Below are 18207 nucleotides of genomic sequence, written 5' to 3'. Positions count from 1 at the left end.
ATTTAATAAATTATTTATGTTTTTTATATGTTTTTATCCTGAGCCACTGCGATAACAACCCGCTACCGCTACCAAGGTAGAAAGTCACAATTTCATCCCGCTGGCTAAACTTCTTTATGGCTGAGGTCTCCCCTCCTTAGCCAATGCCATCTCATTCATATTTATTGTTTTAATTCTTCATATTTATTCTTGTCGTACAATAACACTTAATATAAATTATTGATTTTAAAAGACATACCACTTTAGGGTTATTCAAAACTGTAATTGATTTACGTCATATTTATTCACATCTTGTCTCATTAAGATCCCGTTCAGAATTTATGACTTTGTAGTAGAGGATCTTATGAGCAAAGTGAGACTGGCCATCATCGGCAACGGAATGGTGGGCCATCGCTTTATCGAGGAGTTGGTCGATAAAGCCAATATGGATAATTACGAGGTAACGGTATTCTGTGAAGAACCTCGGGTCGCCTATGATAGGGTCCACCTATCGTCGTACTTCTCCCACCATACCGCCGAAGAACTTTCGCTCGTCAAAGAAGGCTTCTACCAGAAACACGCCATCAATGTCCTCCTCGGCGAACGCGCGATTAACGTCAATCGCGAAAACCGCATCATCTACTCCAGCACAGGCCGTGAAATTCAATACGACAAACTGATCCTCGCAACTGGCTCTTTCCCGTTTGTACCACCTATCAAGGGTAACGAAAGCAAAGATTGCTTTGTCTACCGAACAATCGAAGATCTAAAGGCTATCGAAGCATGTGCCAAGAAAAGCAAAGTCGGCGTTGTGATCGGTGGCGGCCTGCTTGGCCTTGAAGCAGCGGGCGCACTGAAGGCATTGGGCGTAGAAACCCACGTCGTCGAATTTGCTCCGAAGCTGATGGCCGAGCAGTTGGATATGGCTGGCGGTAACCAGCTGCGCCAGAAAATCGAGCGTATGGGTGTCAATGTCCACACCAGTAAAAATACGCTGGAAATTGCCCCAGAAGGTACAGATTCCCGCAATGTCATGCGCTTCGCCGACGGCACCGAGCTAGAGACGGACTTTATTGTTTTCTCTGCCGGTATCCGTCCGCAGGACAAGCTGGCGCGCCAAATGGATCTCGATCTGGCACAACGTGGCGGGGTGGCAATCAACAATCATTGCCAAACATCAGATGCCAATATCTACGCCATTGGTGAGTGTGCCTCCTGGAATGACATGTTCTACGGCTTGGTTGCCCCAGGCTACAAGATGGCACAGGTTGCCGTTTCTCACCTCATTGGCGAGGCCAATCAGTTCGAAGGAGCCGATATGAGCGCCAAGCTGAAATTGCTTGGTGTAAAAGTCGGCTCAATCGGCGATGCCAATGGCCGTACCCCGGGTTGCAAGAGCTTCGTCTACCAGAACGAGGAGCAGGAAGTCTACAAGCGTATTATCGTTTCTGAAGACAACAAGAAGCTACTGGGCGCCGTGCTGGTTGGCGACACCACCGACTACGGTGATCTGCTGCAGCTGATGCTCAATGAAATGGAGCTGCCGGAGCACCCTGACACCTTGATCCTACCGGCCCATGCTGGTGCAGAAAAACCATCCCTGGGCGCGGATGCGCTGCCAGATAGTGCGGTGATCTGTTCATGCTTCGACGTGACCAAAGCAAAAATCGCCCAGGCGGTTTCGGATGGCAACCATACTTTGGCTGACATCAAAGCCGTAACCGGCGCGGGGACAGGCTGTGGTGGCTGTATCCCGCTGGTCACCTCGGTGCTTAACGCCGAACTGGCGAAGTCCGGCATCGAAGTGAAGAACGATGTCTGTGAACACTTCGCTTACTCACGCCAGGAACTGTTCCACCTGATCCGCATCGAAGAAATCAAAACCTTCGATGAGCTGTTGGATAAATACGGCAAAGGCTACGGCTGTGAAGTGTGTAAACCGCTGGTAGGCTCGATCCTGGCCTCTTGCTGGGGCGAGCACATCCTCAAACCGCAGCTGGTCAAGCTGCACGACACCAACGATAACTTTCTGGGCAACATCCAAAAAGACGGGACTTACTCGGTGATCCCGCGTATGGCCGGTGGTGAGGTAACGCCTCAAGCGCTGGCCGCGCTGGCCGCCGTGGCTGAAGAATACAAGTTGTATACCAAGGTAACCGGTGCGCAGCGTATCGGCCTGTTCGGCGCCCAGAAAGACGACCTGCCGCAGATCTGGCGCAAGCTGATCAGTGCTGGCTTCGAGACCGGCCAGGCCTATGCCAAAGCACTGCGTATGGCAAAAACTTGTGTGGGTTCGACCTGGTGCCGCTACGGTGTCCAAGACTCTGTCGGCCTGGGTTCATTTATCGAGAACCGCTACAAGGGGATCCGTACCCCGCACAAGATGAAGTTCGGTGTGTCCGGCTGTACCCGAGAGTGCGCCGAAGCACAAGGCAAAGACCTTGGTATTATCGCGACCGATGCAGGCTGGAACATGTATGTCTGTGGTAACGGTGGTATGAAGCCTCGTCACGCCGACCTGCTGGCCAGCGACCTGGATCAGGAAACCCTGATCAAGTACATCGACCGCTTCATGATGTTCTATATCCGTACCGCAGCGCCGCTGCAACGTACCTCGGTATGGATGGAAAACATGGAAGGTGGTGTGGACTACTTACGCCAAGTGATTGTCGAAGACAAACTCGGTATCAACACGCAACTAGAAGCTGACGTGGCCAAGTTGGTCGATGAATACGAGTGTGAATGGGCCGCGACCATCAACGACGAGTCTCAGCTGGCGCGCTTTGCCCACTTCATCAACTCTGACCTGCGTGATGACAACGTAGTCTTTGTTGCCGAGCGTGACCAGCACCGCCCCGCAACATACACCGAAAAACACCCTGCTGCTGTAGGCGATATCCTGCACGTTGAATTGGAGAACTAATCATGGTCTTTGAACAAATTTGCGATATCCAAGATATCACTCCGGGTACTGGCGTATGTGCGCTGTTCAACGGCCAGCAGGTTGCCATCTTTCGTCCGGGCGAAGCTGAAGAGGTCTTCGCTATCAGCAACATGGATCCGTTTGCCCGTTCGAACGTGCTATCCCGTGGCCTGATCTGCGAGCACCAGGATGCGCTTTGGGTGGCGAGCCCGCTGAAAAAGCAACGCTTCAACTTGTCGACTGGGGGATGCATGGAAGATGAGCGCTTTAGCATCAAAGCCTTTACTGCCCGTGTGACCAACGGCAAAGTCGAAATCGCGGCATAAGCCCAAGCCGGTTAATCGCCAAAGATTTAATAGCGAAAAGGCTCTTTGCCCATCTCGAGAGTGAGAGCCTTTGACTATTCAATTTTTATTTTAACTTTTTGGAGTGACATGATGTCCTATTCAAAACCGATGGAATTCGTTCAGACAATGATTGATACGGGCGAGGCAAAAATCCGCACATCGACACGTGATCTGATTTTGCGTGGCACGATGGCCGGGATTATTCTCTCGCTGGCAGTTGTTGTGGCGATCACCACCATTACACAGACAGGTATTGGCATTGTTGGGGCCCTCGTTTTCCCAGTCGGCTTCTGTATCTTGAGCCTGATGGGATACGATCTGGTAACCGGCGTATTTGGCCTTGCGCCACTGGCTAAATTCGAAAACCGCCCGGGCATTACCTGGAGCAGTGTTCTTCGCTGCTGGGGTCTAGTGGGCCTGGGCAACCTGATCGGCTCGCTGATCGTTGCTTTCCTAATCGCCCTGTCCTTCACCATGAACTTCAGTGTAGAGCCAGGCGCTGTCGGCCAAACGTTTATCAAGGTAGCCACAGCACGTACCGTCGGCTTCGAGGAGCTCGGTGCCAACGGTTGGATCACCTGCTTTGTGCGCGGTATCCTGTGTAACCTGATGGTCTGCCTAGGCGTGATCGGCAACATGACAGCTCGCAGTGTTGCCGGCAAAATCGCCGCTATGTGGCTGCCAATCTTTATCTTTTTTGCGCTAGTGTTTGAGCACGCGGTCGTGAATATGTTCCTGTTCCCGTTGGGCATGATGCTGGGGGCAGATTTCGGCATCTCGACCTGGCTGAGTTTCAACCTAGTACCAACCATTCTTGGTAACCTAGTGGGTGGTTTGCTGTTTACCTGTGTGCCGCTATACCTGACTCACGCCAAAACAGCGCCAGCAGTTAGCGCAGAAAATAACACCGTGTTCAATGCAGAGCCGGTGCTCAGCTCTAAATAACGACCATGCAGGCCCCGCACCGCGCGTGCGGGGCCAACATGCCAACTTATGTACCTATTGTATTGTTTTGGCTATAAAAAGTAATAACTCCTTAGGATAAGAATCACCGCAACGAGTGTTACTTTTTATATCCAAGTTTCTTGAAGGGAATCGCCATGACCACCAACAACACACTATCAAACAGCGGCTTTGTATCCCTAGTCGGTGCAGGCCCGGGGGATCCGGACTTACTGACCGTCAAAGGCCTGAAGGTTATCCAGGCGGCCGACGTTGTGGTGTATGACCGTTTGGTTTCAGATGATATCTTGGCACTGGCGGATCGTTCAGCCGAGATGATTTACGTCGGCAAGAAGCTCGACTTCCACTGTGTCCCACAAGAGCAAATCAACCAGATACTGGTACAAAAGGCACTGGAAGGTAAGCGGGTTGTCCGCTTGAAAGGCGGTGACTCATTCATCTTCGGCCGTGGCGGTGAAGAGCTCGAGGAGCTGGCCAAGTTCGGCATTAAATACGAAGTGGTGCCGGGCATTACGGCGGCGGCGGGCGCAACGGCCTATGCGGGAATCCCCCTCACCCACCGTGATCATGCCCAAAGTGTCCAGTTCATCACGGGCCATGTGCAAAAAGATGGCCGTGAAATCGAGTGGCAATCCCTCGCCCACTCGAACAATACCCTGGTCTTCTATATGGGCCTCAAACAAAGTGGCCATATTTGCGACAAACTCATCACCCATGGCCTTGCGGCTTCGACGCCTTGCGCCATTATCGAAAACGGCACCCGGTATGATCAACGGGTACTGAGAGGGACGCTGGCACAATTGCCAGCACTGGCCAGCGGTGCTAAGAGCCCGGCATTGATTGTCATTGGCAGTGTCACCTCGCTGAGTGAGAAATTACAATGGTTTGAACAGAGGTAGTGCCTGCCTCTGTGTTAGGCCTATCCGCCATTGTGCGCAGGATCCGGCTGCGCGACAATATCCGTCATCTCAGTAACCCCTTTCCTGATAATGAGCTTGTCATCGAGATAGGGGCGGGTTTGGATCAAGCGCGGCACTAACCGGTCGCCATCAACGATTTTTATATATTCCAGCTGGCCGATACGGTACGTGCTCGTCGACGGCACCATCAGTACCTGCTCCTCGCCAGTCACAATACCGACCCGGGCAAACATGCCTGGATACAGCGGTTTGGAACCGGATTGAGCCAGTAGCTCAGGTGCAAAAGCCAGCTTAACAACCACACTGCGCGAACCGGCATCTGAAGCAGGGGTGATTTCTTTGATTGTCCCTTCCAGCTCCCATCCTTGCTCAGGCAGAATCACCGGCCAGCGCTGGCCCAGCTCCAACAAATAACGCTGGCTAGCTGCAATATAACTTTCCATCATCAGTGTCGCCGGGTTGTACAGACTGAGCATCGGGATCCCGGGGGATGCTATATCCCCCCGATGCACCAGTTTCTGAGTGATCACCCCATCAAAAGGAGCGGCAATAATGCTATAGCCATAGGTCGTTTGCGCTTCTTCTACCGAGGCTTGGGACTGCTTAAACCTAGCTTCTGCTGTCTGCCGGTTACTCAGGGCTTCGTCCAGCTGGGACTGTGCGATCAGTTTACGCTTGAACAGCGACAGGGTTCGCTCATAGTCCTTGCGGGCAATATTCAGTTGCGCCTGGGCACTGGCCAGCGCCTGTTCCGATTGCCGTACTCTGGCATCCAAGTCGAGGTTATCAAGGCGGATCAAAATATCCCCGGCCTTGACGTTGTCGCCGACATCCACCAGTACATCGGCAACCTGTGCCGTCAAGCGGGCAGACAACGTCGCCTGCTGATCAGCCACAATACTGCCGGTATACTGTTGCCAAACCGGCAAGGTTTCGGCTTGCACCCGGACAACAGCCTGCCCGGCCAGCGCCTCGCCGGGTGGCGCCAGATTTTCGGTATCCAGCTTCGCGACAAATCCGCCAGAAATGGTAAAGAAGAGGATACCAAGGCCTGCAAACGCGGCAATTGTTACGGCTATTCTTTTCATACTCATGACTGCGACTTCCTGTGGTTGACTGAAGCGGCTGATGACTGGGACGGACAACCAGTCGACGGCTCCGAGGATGTGTCTGAGGGCATACTGCCTGGCTCAGCAGGCAGGCCATATCCGGGTTTGTTGGCATAAGCCAGATGGTAAACCACCGGGATCACCAGCAGCGTAAAGAGTGTCGAAGCCGTGATGCCGAATATAATAGCCCAGGCAAGGCCATTGAAGATGGGATCCAGGGTGATCACCACGTTACCCAGCAACGTGGTACCGGCCGTAAGCAAGATAGGCCGCATTCTCACAGCGCCCGCTTTGACCAATGCGGGTTTCAGCGACTCGCCGTCACGCAGCGACTGATGTATAAACTGGATCAGCACCAATGAATTGCGTACCACAATCCCGGCCAGGGCAATCATGCCGATCATGGCCGTGGCGGTGAACAGCGACGGATTGGGTATCCCGTTGATTTCTGTTGTTCCAACCACATTAAGTAGCCAGAAGCCGGGCATGATCCCAATCACCGTCAGCGGGATCGCCAACATAATGATACCGGAGACCGCAGGCAAGCCGGTTTGCAGTACCATCACCACAAACACCCCGAGCAAGGCTGCACCGTAAGCAATCCCGAGATCGCGAAATACATCCAGGGTGATCTTCCACTCTCCTTCACCGCTCCAGACAACATTGATGCCCGGCGGCAGCCACCAGGGATCCCCTCCGCCGTTGTTTAGGTAAGTACGCCCACTTAGCGGCCTGACCTGACCAGTTTGCCTCGCACCATCCCACTGGCTGGCCTGTAGATCAGCAGCGACATCGGCAATCACCTCCGCAGGAACGCGCCCCGTCGCCTCGGCAAAGACGTACACCACTTGGCGCAAGTTCTTGCGCATGATCGGTTGCGGCGCATCGATTAATTCAAAGCGTCCCAGCTCAGACAACGGCACCAATGGCTGGCCGGCATCAACAACCCGCCCTTGCTCAACCCGCTTAGCGATCCCTGGCATGCCGCGGACATACAAATTCTCCAGCGCCGCCAGATCATCTCGCTGCTGACTTGGCAAACGAATGGTTATTGGCAAAGGATTAAGTTCATGCTCATCGTACAAGTAACTAACGACCAGACCTTGGTTTGCTGCCGCCAGGGTGTGGTTAATATCCTGAACCGATATCCCTGACAACGCCGCTTTTTCACTGTCCACCACAAACCGCCAGCTGTGCCATCCCCCCTCTTGGGAGGTATCGGTTTCCGCCACGAAGGGCTCCCGTCGCAAACGTTGCGCCACCTTATCGGCCGCCTGTTGCAACTGGTGGTAAGGGGTCTGCGGCTGGCCGTAGACTTCGGCCACTATAGTGGCAATAACAGGTGGCCCCGGCGGCGTTTCCACCAGCTGAATATCTGCGCCCACCCCTTCCGCTATGCGAGTGAGATCAGCCCGAAGCCGAGTAACCATCTCGTGTGACTGTTGCTGACGTTGATCCTTTTGCGCCAGAACGACCCGAAGCTCTCCCTGATACGGCATCGAGCGCATAAAGTAATGCCTGACCATCCCGTTGAAATCCATGGGCGAAGCAATGCCGGCAAAGCCGGAGACCGAGACCACCTCGGGCACACGCTGCAGGTAATCGGCAAAGCTATTCAACGCATTTGACGTCTGCTCGACACTACTGGTCTCAGGCATGTTCAGCACCAGCTGGAACTCATTTTTGTTGTCATAAGGCAGCAGTTTCAGCGGTACAATCCGCAAGGCTGGCAGCATTGCCGCGGCAACAAAAGCCAGTGCGACTACTGACAGAAAAATCACACTATTGCGCTTGCGTGCCAGCAGCGGCGTCAGCATCTTATTGTAGATTTTATACAACAGCGACTGCTCGACCCGGTAATGCCCGGCTCCCCCATCCCGCTTGAGGAGTTTCTTGGCAAGCCAGGGAGTAATGAGGAAAGCCACAACCGTACTGAATACCACACTGACCGGCACGTTAAATGCCAACGGTGCCATATAGGGCCCCATCATCCCGGTGATGAAAAACATCGGCGTAAAGACAATCACAATCGCTACGGTCGACATCAGCAGCGCGCTGCGGATTTCTGCCATTGCCATGACGATAGCCGTCGAAGTGGACATGCCCTTGCGCTTTAGAAAGCGCTCTATGTTATCGATACTGGCGATGGGATCATCGACGATCAGGCCCAGCGCCAAGATCAAGGCAAACAGTGTTACCCTGTTAATCGTATAGCCAAAGGCGAAGTCCATCCCCAACGCCGCACCGTAGCTGATTGGAATAGCGAGCCCAACCACCAGCGCCGCACGCCAGTTTAGAAAGACCCCGACAAAAACCACCACCGTCAGGATCGACAGACCGAGGCTGGAAACCAGATTGCCCACTTTCTCGTTGGCGGTTTCGCCATAGTTACGGATCACTGTCATCTTGACATGCGGCGGAAACTGGTTCTGTACCATCTCGTCCAGCAACGCAATAGCATCATTGGCAACCCAAACCGCATTGCTGCCTTTTTGTTTTGCAACCGAGAGAAACACCGCGGGATAGGGTTCGCGGGCTTGTTGGTTGCCAGCACCGGCTGCCGCCCCCCAACGGAACCATGTCTGGTCGGATGCTTCATCGGGGCCGTCGGTCACCGTGGCAATATCTTGCAAATAGACAGGCTGGCCATTGACCACATTCACCACAGTATGTGCCACTTCCTGGGCGTTACGGAAAAACTGGCCGCTTTCCAGCTGGAAAACCTGCCCTTGCTGGTGAATATCGCCCAATTGGCGGTGCTGGTTAGTCAGGGAGAAAGCCTGTTGGATATCATCCACCGTGGTCATGCGACTTGCCATCGCCACGGTATCGAGGGAAATTTGGATCAACCGGGGATTGCCCCCGACAACCGCTACCTTGTTGGTATTATCCAGCGCCTGTAGCTGGTTCACCGCCTGCTCGGCAATGCGCCGCAACTGCGCATTACCGGTCAGTTCAGGATCTGTACTGTAGAGCGCGGCAACCACTATCGGCACGTCATCAATTTCAACCGGCTTGACAGCCCATTGCGTCACCGAGGCAGGTACCAGATCCAGGTTCGAGTAGATCTTGTTGTACAGTTTGATCAGGGCATCTTCACGCTGCTCTCCGACATAAAAGCGTACGATGACCTGAGCCGCGCCTTTCATCGACGTCGAGTAGACATCTTCCACGCCATCGATCTGGGTCAGCAATTTTTCCAGCGGCTGGGTAACCTGATTTTCGACTTGCCTGGGTGACAAACCCGGGGCCTGAATCAGCACATCAGCCATAGGTACGATGATTTGGGGATCTTCTTCCCTCGGGGTCAGGAGCAGAGCAGACATCCCAACCGCCAAGGCCAAAAAGATAAGCACTGGCGGGAAAAAACTGTTGAGAAATTTTGCTACCAAGCCCTGTCTGACGTTCGCTGTCATAACACTCCCCCCTTTCCTGTTGTTAAGCAACAGAATCACATATGCGCAAGTTTATTCAGGGTGCTGGATAATGGCGGCAGGCTCTTACCTGCCGCCGTGCTGAGGTTCGCTATCCAGATTAGTTCATCTGCGCATGACTAACTTTGAGCTGGTCATCACTTTCTAGCTTGCTCTGGATCTGGCAGCCAAGCCAAATTCCTGCCAGCATGCTAGCCACAAACAACAGCAGGCCAAAGTTGCCTCCAGACAACGAGGTGACAGCGGGTCCCGGACAGATCCCAGCCATCCCCCAGCCGATACCAAACAAAATCGAACCGCCAACTAAAGGCGCATCGATCGATTTCTTCTGGCTCAAGCGAAAATCCGTCTCACAAACCGGCTTTTCCATCTTGCGTACCACCAACAAATACACCGGCATAAACACCGCGATGGCTCCGCCCATCACAAAAGCAAGGCTTGGATCCCACTGGCCGGCAAAATCAAGAAAGCCTATCACCCTGACAGGGTCTACCATCCCGGACACCATCATGCCAAGACCAAACAACAATCCAGAAATTAAAGCTACAACACGAGTTATCATTTTTGCCTCTTAAACATGAAGACGGATAAAGACAGTAATAATGGCAGAGGCCATAAAAATGCAGGTTGCAACAATCGAGCGCTTGGACAAACGCCCCATTCCGCAAATGCCGTGGCCACTGGTGCACCCGTTAGCCAACTTGGTGCCAATCCCGACCAGCAACCCTGCCAAGCTCAACCACACCGCACCATTTACCGGTAGCGTTTGAGGCAGTTCAAAACCCAGCCAAGGGGCTACCAAGCTCGCGGCCACCATGCCGACAACAAACAAGAGACGCCAGGTGAACTCCCCCTTGATGGGTTTGAGCAACCCGGCCAGTACCCCGCTAATTCCGGCCACTCGGCCGTTAACCGCAAGTAGCAATGATGCGGATAACCCCAGCAACACACCGCCAAGCAAAGCATCCCATGGAACTACAAACATTATTTTTTCATCTCCGTTTTCTTCTCATCGGCACAGCAAATATTCTGCAATGCCTCAATTAACCGTTGGACTTTTTCATCAGCCAATGAATAAAACACTTGTTGCGACTGCTTGCGAAAACTGACGAGCTGGTGGGCCTTCAGGATAGCAAGATGCTGCGAAAGGGCTGACTGGCCCAAGCTGGAGTTCTGCTGTAGCAACTTCAACGGCAGCTCACCTTGCGTTAACTGACAAAGCACCATTAAGCGTTCAGGGTGTGCCAGCATCTTCAACCAATTCGCAACCTCATCGGCCTGACAATGCATTTTTTGAACATCAATCATCACCCCCTCCTATGCTTTACTGCCCCGGCTCTATATTAGAGATTACTAAACAAAAGGATTAAGTCAACACTAATTTAGCAAAAAATACATTAGACAATTCTAAAGTATGCATTTATAGTTTGATTAAGTTATTGAGGTTGATACAACCGGCCCGGGAGAAAAGTTATGACATTAGAAAATGCAGTACGCGTATTTGCCGGCATCATGATTTTCGTCTCTGTCGCACTGACTATCTGGGTTCACCCCAGCTTTTACTGGTTCACGCTATTTATCGGCGCCAACCTGATCCAAAGTGCGTTTACCGGCTTTTGTCCAGCCGCCAACATACTTGGAAAGTTCGGATTCAAGTGATTCGTCACTGGCAATAATCTCAAAAGCTCGTTAATTAACGCTCTTTCTAGCTTGAAAGACATTTTGTGGAGATATCAATGACCAAGATTTTGATTGTCGGCGGTGTGGCAGGCGGAGCCTCCGCTGCCGCACGCGCACGCCGCTTGAGCGAAGATGCTGAGATCATCATGTTCGAGCGCGGTGAATTTGTCTCGTTTGCCAACTGCGGCCTTCCCTACCATATCGGAGGCGACATCACCGAGCGCAGCAAATTGCTGCTACAGACTCCAGAAAGCTTCCTGGCCCGTTTCAATGTCGATGTCAGAATCATGAATGAAGTCATCGCTATTGATCGCGAAGAGAAAAGCGTTACCGTCAAGAATATGCTCGACGGCAGCGAGTACCGTGAATCCTACGATTACCTGCTGCTGAGCCCGGGGGCAGCGCCAATTATTCCGCCTATCCCTGGCGTTGATAATCCGCTGACGCACTCGCTGCGTAATATTCCTGATATGGATAAGATCCTCAAAACGATCGAAATGAACCAGCCAGAACATGCCACAGTCGTCGGCGGTGGTTTTATTGGCCTGGAAATGATGGAAGCCTTCCACCAGCTTGGCATAAAAACCACCCTGGTAGAGATGGCAGATCAGGTCATGACGCCGGTTGATCGCGAAATGGCCGGCTTTGTCCACCAAGAGATCCGGGACAAGGGCGTTGATCTACGCCTCGGTGTGGCGCTGGAATCTGTCGAATACCACCCGAATGACTCTGTCGTCAACGAAGATGCGGGAGAGAGTGCCGAGCACCAGCACCTATGCGGAGCGCTGAGCCTTCATCTTAACAACGGCGACACCTTCAATACCGATATCCTCATTATGGCAATCGGTGTACGTCCGGAAACGGCACTCGCTACTCAAGCCGGCTTGAAAATTGGTGAGCTTGGCGGCATCTACACCAACGAGAAGATGCAGACCAGTGATCCGGCTATTTACGCTGTGGGCGATGCTGTCGAGGAAGCCGACTTCGTCACCGGCCACCAAACGCTGGTGCCGCTTGCAGGACCGGCCAACCGCCAGGGCCGTATGGCCGCCGACAACATGCTTGGCCGCGACGAGTCCTACCAAGGCACACAAGGCACTGCAATTTGCAAAGTCTTCGATCTTGCCGTCGCCTCAACCGGCAAAAACGAGAAGCAGCTAAAACGCGAGGGTATCGACTACGAAAAAGTCTATGTCCATACCGCAAGCCATGCCAGCTACTACCCTGGTGCTGAAATCGTGTCGTTCAAAATGCTGTTCGAACCACAGTCAGGCAAAATCCTTGGTGCACAGGCCGTTGGCAAAGATGGGGTTGATAAGCGTATCGACGTCATGGCGGTCGCCCAGCGAGCAGGCTTGACGGTTGAACAGCTGCAGCACCTCGAGCTGACCTATGCCCCACCTTACGGCAGTGCCAAGGATGTGATCAACCAAGCGGCGTTTGTGGCAAGCAACATTATCAAAGGTGATGCGAAGCCAATCCACTTCGATGAGATTGATAACCTAACAGATGACCAGTTGCTGCTTGATGTGCGTAATCCCGGCGAGCTGAAAAATGTGGGCTACCTGGAAGGCGCAATCAACATTCCTGTCGACCAGCTCCGCCAGCGCATGGGCGAGCTGCCAAAAGACAAAGAAATTGTGATTTACTGCCAAGTCGGGTTACGCGGAAACGTCGCCTACCGCCAGTTGGTCAATAACGGTTTCAAAGCCCGTAACCTGATTGGTGGCTACCGAACATACACCTTTGCTCGCAAGTAGTTACCAGTCACATAACCACACTAATGATGAAGCCTGAATCACTTCAGGCTTCAATTTTTATTCAGGCGTTAAGCTGCATTACAGCCAATTAATAGCCACTGCCTTTATGGCTGTAATCTTGGCCTTGGTTATAGCTCTTATCGCGATTGTATCCCTTGTTTTTATAGCCTTTATAGCGTTCGCCACCCGAGCCATAATGACTATCATCGTCTTCACCGTAATACATGTCTGAATGGTACTCCTCGTAGAAGCTCTCTTGGTAGTACCGGTAGCGATACCAGTCATACCATGACTTGAACTCCGGTTGGTATTCTTCTAGTTCAATGATGAACAAGCAATCAAAGAACATTGGTGAACCTTCTGTGCCATCATAGTTGGTTAGATCGACCATGCCAGAAAGACGAACGGTTCCTTTGTGCCAGCGATATTCACCGTAGCCTTTAACGACGGCATTTTCATCACTCGATGCGCCGGTAATATGAGAAATATACTGGCCGCCTGGAGTGGTTGTAGGTTGTAGCACCGGTTGAACCGTCGTATTCCCCCGGGTTATCAACAGACCATCAGGCAAATAAAAAAAGGTGGTTCCGATAAGTTGAATGCCTGTTTCTGGTGCCCCTTGTATCTCAGACAAACAGTCCGTAGCCCAACCTACGAGTTGGCCATCGTGAATATTTTTCAACTCGACGTCGAAACAATTCGCATCCAGCGGAGGGCCATATTTTTCTAACGGTGGGACAGTCATCGGGTACATCTCGCCGGTGCCCACAAGATTGAGAGCCAGACGCTGTTTAGTACCATCATCATCGCCGTAGCCATCTGAACTGTCACCATCGGAATAGCCACCGCCCCCCGAATAACTTCCCCCATCGTTAGAATAATAGGAGTGACTATAACTACCTGAAGATGAATTGCCTTCACTCTCATAGGACGATGAATACTTATCATCATCATCGTCATAGTCGTCATACTTTCCTGAGGCCAAGCTCCCCACAGAATACCCAACACAAACCGCCAAAATCGAGAGCGCGATCTTGTTCATTTTCATCATGCTACTCCACGTATGCTGTCGTACTAGTTAATCAGTTTGCCAACCGAACTATCCCTATTCGCCATGAATGTCCAAAAAAAGAGGGCACCACAGACTAAATCACTGGATAGTGGCTTTAATTGTAGATGATGCAACAGGATGGATTGGGAGGATGCATAACAGATGAATTGCTATATCTTCCTTAATAATAAGAGAGTTAAGCAAAAATGAGAGGTATTTGGGATAGTAGAAAACTGTATCAATTCTTAAAAATAATACAGGAGTGAAGGCAATGACAGCCAGTCTCCCGACAGGCTGCCACGCTTATACCCAAGTTACATGGTAAGGTTAATCGATGTCGGATCCTTTGGGTTCGGACCGTATTCATTAGCCGCCGCCTGGCTGTCCTGCACGAAGAAATACAGCAAGACCAGTAGGCCAATTAACGGGATCAAGCCAATCAGCATCCACCAACCTGTGCGACCGATATCATGCAAGCGGCGCACGCCAACAGCGATGCTAGGAACAAGCACGGCGAGTGAGTAAATAGTTCCGATAATCCCCGCTCCTTCACCCGCTCCCGGATTACCCAGCGCCGAGTCAAGCATCGACAGCGCGATACTGATAATGATGTTGAACAAGAAGAAATACCAATACTCTTGCCGCCGCGCCCTCCCTTTGAAGACCGCGTAGTTTTTCAATACATGAAGATACCAGTTCATAACAGACCTAATTGAGTCAGAATAAATAAAAGACCTAACTATATATTATTGTGTTAAAAAGTAATTTTCTGCCAACCCAAGCAAAGATCTTGTATCACTTCGTATTAAATTCATTTTTGATCAATACTAGTGGAAACCCATTACCGCAAGGTACCCGCCATGAAACCGCTATTGCTTTCCCTCGGCTTGATCCTCTTCAGCCCTGCATCCTTCAGTGAAAGCCATACGATCCACGAACCACTGTTCTCTCCCGACAACGGTGTGATCTGCGACCGGCAAGCCGGTTTTTGCGTCGACAGCTATGGCATTTCGATGGCATTCACCAAAGAGTTCCTGGGCCAAGAGGCCGAAGACAAAATGCTTGAACTGATCAACCGAGTTGGCAGCGAAAACTTCGACACAACCCGCTATTCATTCAGCAATAAGGTCTATTGCGATTCAGAACAAAAAGCCTGTTTTGTTGACCGATTCTCCGAACAACAGATGACAGACTACACCAGCATCTTATTTGATTAGACTCAACCGGTATGCTGATTGCCCCGAGGTTAAAAGTAATGCTTGATAGCCAAATACCGCGACCTGATGTGCTCAATCAGCAACCTGATTTTCTGCGATGGTTGGCGAGTATAGGGATAGACCGCGTAAATACCCAGCCTCTTACCCACTTGGTCAGGAAAGAGATCGACCAGTTTCCCTTCCATAATATCGTGGTAAACCAGACAGCGCGGCATATAGGCAATTCCATAACCGCCCAATGCCGCCTTTCTCAGTGCCGCCGCATTATCGGTCGAAAAATTCCCGCTAACCCGCAGGATATAGTTACCCTGCTCGCCAATGAATTGCCAGTCTGACGCCCCTGTGGTCTGGTAGGCATACTGCAGACAGTTATGATCGACCAGATCTTGAGGCACTTCCGGCCTGCCATTTAGGGCAATGTATCGAGGTGCGGCACAAATCACCCATTGTGAATCGAGAATATGCCTAGCGATAAGACTCGAGTCTTCCAGATAGCCCGTTCGGATCACCAAATCGTAACCATCTTCAATCAGGTCAACAAAACGATTATCCAGTGACATATCGACCGTAAAGCCGGGATGCTCGGCACAAAACTCCGCCACCGCATCCGCCAGCAGCAAGTCGCCAGATATCGTGGGTACAGACATCTTGACGTGGCCGCTGACTTTCTCGCCAAACCCACTAACGGCATCCACCGCCTCCATCGCGGCCTGCTTCACATTTTTAGAACCCAGGTATAACACCTTCCCCGCCTCACTAACCGTGAGTTTTCGGGTAGTACGATAGAGTAGTTGTACCCCCAGATCATCCTCCAGGCGGGCAATTCTTTTGCTAACTACCGAGTTAGTAAGAGAATTCAACTCTGCCACCTTGCTAAATGAGCCATGTTCCACTACCTGAGCAAACAAGATCAAGTCATCTGCCTTCGCCATTATTAGTCCATTTTTGGAAGAAATATTTTTCATTATTTCCCTATACCAAATAAAAATAAAGCGATATCGTCACACCCAGTTAACAAAACCAACTACAAAAACAACATTTATGTTCATTGATGCATAGGTTATGCATTACAAAACAGCACTCCGAAGGACTGATAATCATGAACGACACCCTACTTGCACTCGTTGCCTTCTCGCCGATAGTGGTTGCCGCTATTCTGCTGGTCGGACTGAACTGGCCCGCAAAGAAAGCCATGCCGGTGGCTTTCTTTCTGACCGTTGCCATCGCCCTGCTCTGCTGGGATATGTCAGCAACCCGCGTCTTGGCCTCCTCGCTACAGGGGCTAACCATCACTGTTTCGGTACTCTGGATCGTGTTTGGAGCAATATTCCTGCTCAATACCCTAAAACATACTGGAGCCATCACAACCATACGAAACGGCTTTACCGATATCTCCGGTGACCGCCGGATACAGGCCATCATCATCGCCTGGTGTTTTGGCTCATTTATCGAAGGCGCTTCCGGCTTTGGTACCCCAGCAGCAATCGCAGCCCCTCTTTTGGTTGCTATCGGTTTCCCTGCACTTGCTGCCGTTTTGATGGGCATGATGATCCAATCCACGCCGGTTTCTTTCGGTGCGGTCGGTACCCCGATTATTGTCGGTGTCAACAAAGGACTGGATACCCACAACATTGGTGAAACACTGCTCAGCCAAGGTTCGAGCTGGGATATCTACCTACAGCAGATCACCACCAATGTCGCGTTGATCCACGCTACGATCGGCACCTTGATGCCGGTTCTGATGGCGATGATGCTGACCCGCTTTTTCGGCAAGAACAAAAGCTGGACCGAGGGCCTGGATATCTTGCCGTTTGCCCTTTTCGCCGGCGTCGCCTTCACGGTGCCATATGCTTTGACAGGTATGCTGCTTGGTCCTGAGTTCCCATCCTTGATTGGTGGCTTATTGGGTCTAGCCATCGTGGTTTCCGCAGCCAAGAAAGGCTTCCTTGTGCCTCAAAAACAATGGGATTTTGAAAGCGAAGACAAATGGCCTTCAGAGTGGTTGGGGTCACTGAAAATCGACCTCAAAGCGGCTGACAAGCCAATGAACCTGGCGCTGGCATGGGCACCCTATGTGCTACTTGCCGTGGTATTGGTCGCCAGCCGTGTCAGTGCCGACTTCAAGGCCCTGCTGGTCAGTGTCAGTCTTTCATTTTCGAACATCCTAGGTGAAGCGGGGATCAGCGCCTCTATCCAGCCGCTATACCTGCCGGGCGGGATCCTAGTATTTGTCGCAATTGTGGCTGTACTACTTCAATCAGGTAAGCTTAGCCCTTTGACCGAGGCCTTCAAGGAATCAAGCAAGACCCTTATTGGTGCGGGTTTCGTATTGGTCTTCACTATTCCTATGGTACGTATCTTTATCAACTCGGGCGTCAACGCTGCTGACTTGGCCAGTATGCCGGTCACGACGGCTAACTTTGTCTCCGGGTTGGTGGGGGATTTCTTCCCGGCATTGAGTGCAACCATCGGTGCCTTGGGGGCGTTCATCGCCGGCTCGAATACGGTGTCCAACATGATGTTCAGCCAGTTCCAGTTTGAAGTCGCCCAGACGCTGACAGTATCCAGTGCCGCGATTGTTGCCTTGCAAGCGGTAGGTGCAGCGGCCGGTAACATGATTGCCATCCATAACGTCGTTGCCGCCTCTGCCACGGTCGGCCTGCTTGGCCGCGAAGGCGCCACGTTGCGCAAAACCATTATCCCTACGCTCTACTACCTGGTGATGAGCGGCATTATCGGTCTCACAATCATCTATGGCCTGCATATCACAGATGTCTTGATGGGTTAACCCCAGCGCATTATCAATACAATAGGCCAGCTGCTT

The 18207-nt window shown here is 51.8% G+C and carries 16 protein-coding genes; 8 read left to right on the top strand and 8 right to left on the bottom strand.

Annotated features, from left to right (window positions below; all coding sequences use genetic code 11):
- Window positions 1-343 precede the first annotated feature (343 nt).
- From nirB to cobA, 4 genes are all read left to right on the top strand, one after another.
- Window positions 344-2902: a nitrite reductase large subunit NirB gene (gene nirB / locus PTW35_RS07155; protein WP_281027109.1), complete on the top strand. Its 2559-nt coding sequence runs from the start codon at window positions 344-346 to the stop codon at window positions 2900-2902.
- Between the two features lie 2 nt (window positions 2903-2904).
- Window positions 2905-3228 (top strand): nitrite reductase small subunit NirD, encoded by a 324-nt coding sequence (gene nirD, locus PTW35_RS07150; protein WP_281027108.1) that lies wholly within the window; start codon window positions 2905-2907, stop codon window positions 3226-3228.
- Window positions 3229-3339: 111 nt separating this feature from the next.
- Window positions 3340-4194: a formate/nitrite transporter family protein gene (locus PTW35_RS07145; RefSeq protein ID WP_281027457.1), complete on the top strand. Its 855-nt coding sequence runs from the start codon at window positions 3340-3342 to the stop codon at window positions 4192-4194.
- Between the two features lie 155 nt (window positions 4195-4349).
- Entirely contained in the window at window positions 4350-5111 is a 762-nt protein-coding gene (cobA, locus tag PTW35_RS07140) for a uroporphyrinogen-III C-methyltransferase (RefSeq protein ID WP_281027107.1), read from the top strand.
- 20 nt (window positions 5112-5131) lie between these two features.
- Here cobA and PTW35_RS07135 read toward each other — a convergent pair whose 3' ends face one another.
- From PTW35_RS07135 to PTW35_RS07115, 5 genes are all read right to left on the bottom strand, one after another.
- Window positions 5132-6226, bottom strand: a complete 1095-nt coding sequence (locus PTW35_RS07135; RefSeq protein ID WP_281027106.1) for an efflux RND transporter periplasmic adaptor subunit — start codon at window positions 6224-6226, stop codon at window positions 5132-5134.
- A complete protein-coding gene (locus PTW35_RS07130) occupies window positions 6223-9657 on the bottom strand; it encodes an efflux RND transporter permease subunit (RefSeq protein ID WP_281027105.1) in 3435 nt (1144 codons plus the stop codon). The genes PTW35_RS07135 and PTW35_RS07130 overlap by 4 nt, the downstream gene beginning before the upstream one ends.
- Before the next feature lie 118 nt (window positions 9658-9775).
- Window positions 9776-10237, bottom strand: a complete 462-nt coding sequence (locus PTW35_RS07125; RefSeq protein WP_281027104.1) for a YeeE/YedE family protein — start codon at window positions 10235-10237, stop codon at window positions 9776-9778.
- Between the two features lie 9 nt (window positions 10238-10246).
- Window positions 10247-10663 carry a YeeE/YedE family protein gene (locus PTW35_RS07120; protein WP_281027456.1) on the bottom strand — a complete coding sequence of 139 codons (417 nt, stop codon included), beginning with the start codon at window positions 10661-10663 and terminating at the stop codon, window positions 10247-10249.
- Complete coding sequence (locus PTW35_RS07115; RefSeq protein WP_044623072.1) at window positions 10660-10983, bottom strand: metalloregulator ArsR/SmtB family transcription factor; 324 nt, start codon at window positions 10981-10983, stop codon at window positions 10660-10662. Before PTW35_RS07115 ends, PTW35_RS07120 begins: the two co-directional genes overlap by 4 nt.
- A 165-nt stretch (window positions 10984-11148) precedes the next feature.
- On the opposite strand from PTW35_RS07115, the gene PTW35_RS07110 reads away from it, so the two are divergent.
- Both PTW35_RS07110 and PTW35_RS07105 read left to right on the top strand, forming a co-directional pair.
- Entirely contained in the window at window positions 11149-11334 is a 186-nt protein-coding gene (locus tag PTW35_RS07110; protein ID WP_044623071.1) for a DUF2892 domain-containing protein, read from the top strand.
- 77 nt (window positions 11335-11411) lie between these two features.
- Complete coding sequence (locus PTW35_RS07105) at window positions 11412-13115, top strand: FAD-dependent oxidoreductase (protein ID WP_281027103.1); 1704 nt, start codon at window positions 11412-11414, stop codon at window positions 13113-13115.
- Between the two features lie 88 nt (window positions 13116-13203).
- Here the strand turns inward: PTW35_RS07105 and PTW35_RS07100 are convergent, their stop codons facing one another.
- Together PTW35_RS07100 and PTW35_RS07095 are read right to left on the bottom strand one after the other, a co-directional pair.
- Window positions 13204-14166 (bottom strand): hypothetical protein, encoded by a 963-nt coding sequence (locus PTW35_RS07100; protein WP_281027102.1) that lies wholly within the window; start codon window positions 14164-14166, stop codon window positions 13204-13206.
- Window positions 14167-14480: 314 nt separating this feature from the next.
- Window positions 14481-14867 carry a DUF805 domain-containing protein gene (locus PTW35_RS07095; RefSeq protein ID WP_281027101.1) on the bottom strand — a complete coding sequence of 129 codons (387 nt, stop codon included), beginning with the start codon at window positions 14865-14867 and terminating at the stop codon, window positions 14481-14483.
- A gap of 159 nt (window positions 14868-15026) precedes the next feature.
- Between PTW35_RS07095 and PTW35_RS07090 the strand changes: the two genes are divergently transcribed.
- A complete protein-coding gene (locus PTW35_RS07090) occupies window positions 15027-15383 on the top strand; it encodes a YcgJ family protein (protein ID WP_281027100.1) in 357 nt (118 codons plus the stop codon).
- A gap of 29 nt (window positions 15384-15412) precedes the next feature.
- On the opposite strand, the gene PTW35_RS07085 is transcribed toward PTW35_RS07090, so the two are convergent.
- On the bottom strand, window positions 15413-16315 hold the full coding sequence (locus tag PTW35_RS07085; RefSeq protein WP_281027099.1) for a LysR family transcriptional regulator: 903 nt from the start codon (window positions 16313-16315) through the stop codon (window positions 15413-15415).
- 167 nt (window positions 16316-16482) lie between these two features.
- On the opposite strand from PTW35_RS07085, the gene PTW35_RS07080 reads away from it, so the two are divergent.
- Complete coding sequence (locus PTW35_RS07080) at window positions 16483-18171, top strand: L-lactate permease (protein WP_281027098.1); 1689 nt, start codon at window positions 16483-16485, stop codon at window positions 18169-18171.
- The last annotated feature ends 36 nt before the right edge of the window (window positions 18172-18207 follow it).

This window comes from Photobacterium sp. DA100 (assembly GCF_029223585.1).
Lineage (GTDB): Bacteria > Pseudomonadota > Gammaproteobacteria > Enterobacterales > Vibrionaceae > Photobacterium.
Note: the sequence above shows the minus strand (reverse complement) of the source record. Positions and strands in the feature narration are given on the sequence as shown.

What these genes read in the sequence shown, in the direction of transcription:
- PTW35_RS07145 (WP_281027457.1), top strand. Translation starts at nt 3,340, where the DNA reads ATGTCCTATTCAAAACCGATGGAATTCGTTCAGACAATGATTGATACG.
- PTW35_RS07125 (WP_281027104.1), bottom strand. Translation starts at nt 10,237, where the DNA reads ATGATAACTCGTGTTGTAGCTTTAATTTCTGGATTGTTGTTTGGTCTT.
- PTW35_RS07080 (WP_281027098.1), top strand. Translation starts at nt 16,483, where the DNA reads ATGAACGACACCCTACTTGCACTCGTTGCCTTCTCGCCGATAGTGGTT.
- nirB (WP_281027109.1), top strand. Translation starts at nt 344, where the DNA reads ATGAGCAAAGTGAGACTGGCCATCATCGGCAACGGAATGGTGGGCCAT.
- PTW35_RS07135 (WP_281027106.1), bottom strand. Translation starts at nt 6,226, where the DNA reads ATGAGTATGAAAAGAATAGCCGTAACAATTGCCGCGTTTGCAGGCCTT.
- PTW35_RS07115 (WP_044623072.1), bottom strand. Translation starts at nt 10,983, where the DNA reads ATGATTGATGTTCAAAAAATGCATTGTCAGGCCGATGAGGTTGCGAAT.
- PTW35_RS07105 (WP_281027103.1), top strand. Translation starts at nt 11,412, where the DNA reads ATGACCAAGATTTTGATTGTCGGCGGTGTGGCAGGCGGAGCCTCCGCT.
- PTW35_RS07110 (WP_044623071.1), top strand. Translation starts at nt 11,149, where the DNA reads ATGACATTAGAAAATGCAGTACGCGTATTTGCCGGCATCATGATTTTC.
- PTW35_RS07090 (WP_281027100.1), top strand. Translation starts at nt 15,027, where the DNA reads ATGAAACCGCTATTGCTTTCCCTCGGCTTGATCCTCTTCAGCCCTGCA.
- PTW35_RS07095 (WP_281027101.1), bottom strand. Translation starts at nt 14,867, where the DNA reads ATGAACTGGTATCTTCATGTATTGAAAAACTACGCGGTCTTCAAAGGG.
- PTW35_RS07085 (WP_281027099.1), bottom strand. Translation starts at nt 16,315, where the DNA reads ATGGCGAAGGCAGATGACTTGATCTTGTTTGCTCAGGTAGTGGAACAT.
- nirD (WP_281027108.1), top strand. Translation starts at nt 2,905, where the DNA reads ATGGTCTTTGAACAAATTTGCGATATCCAAGATATCACTCCGGGTACT.
- PTW35_RS07100 (WP_281027102.1), bottom strand. Translation starts at nt 14,166, where the DNA reads ATGATGAAAATGAACAAGATCGCGCTCTCGATTTTGGCGGTTTGTGTT.
- PTW35_RS07130 (WP_281027105.1), bottom strand. Translation starts at nt 9,657, where the DNA reads ATGACAGCGAACGTCAGACAGGGCTTGGTAGCAAAATTTCTCAACAGT.
- cobA (WP_281027107.1), top strand. Translation starts at nt 4,350, where the DNA reads ATGACCACCAACAACACACTATCAAACAGCGGCTTTGTATCCCTAGTC.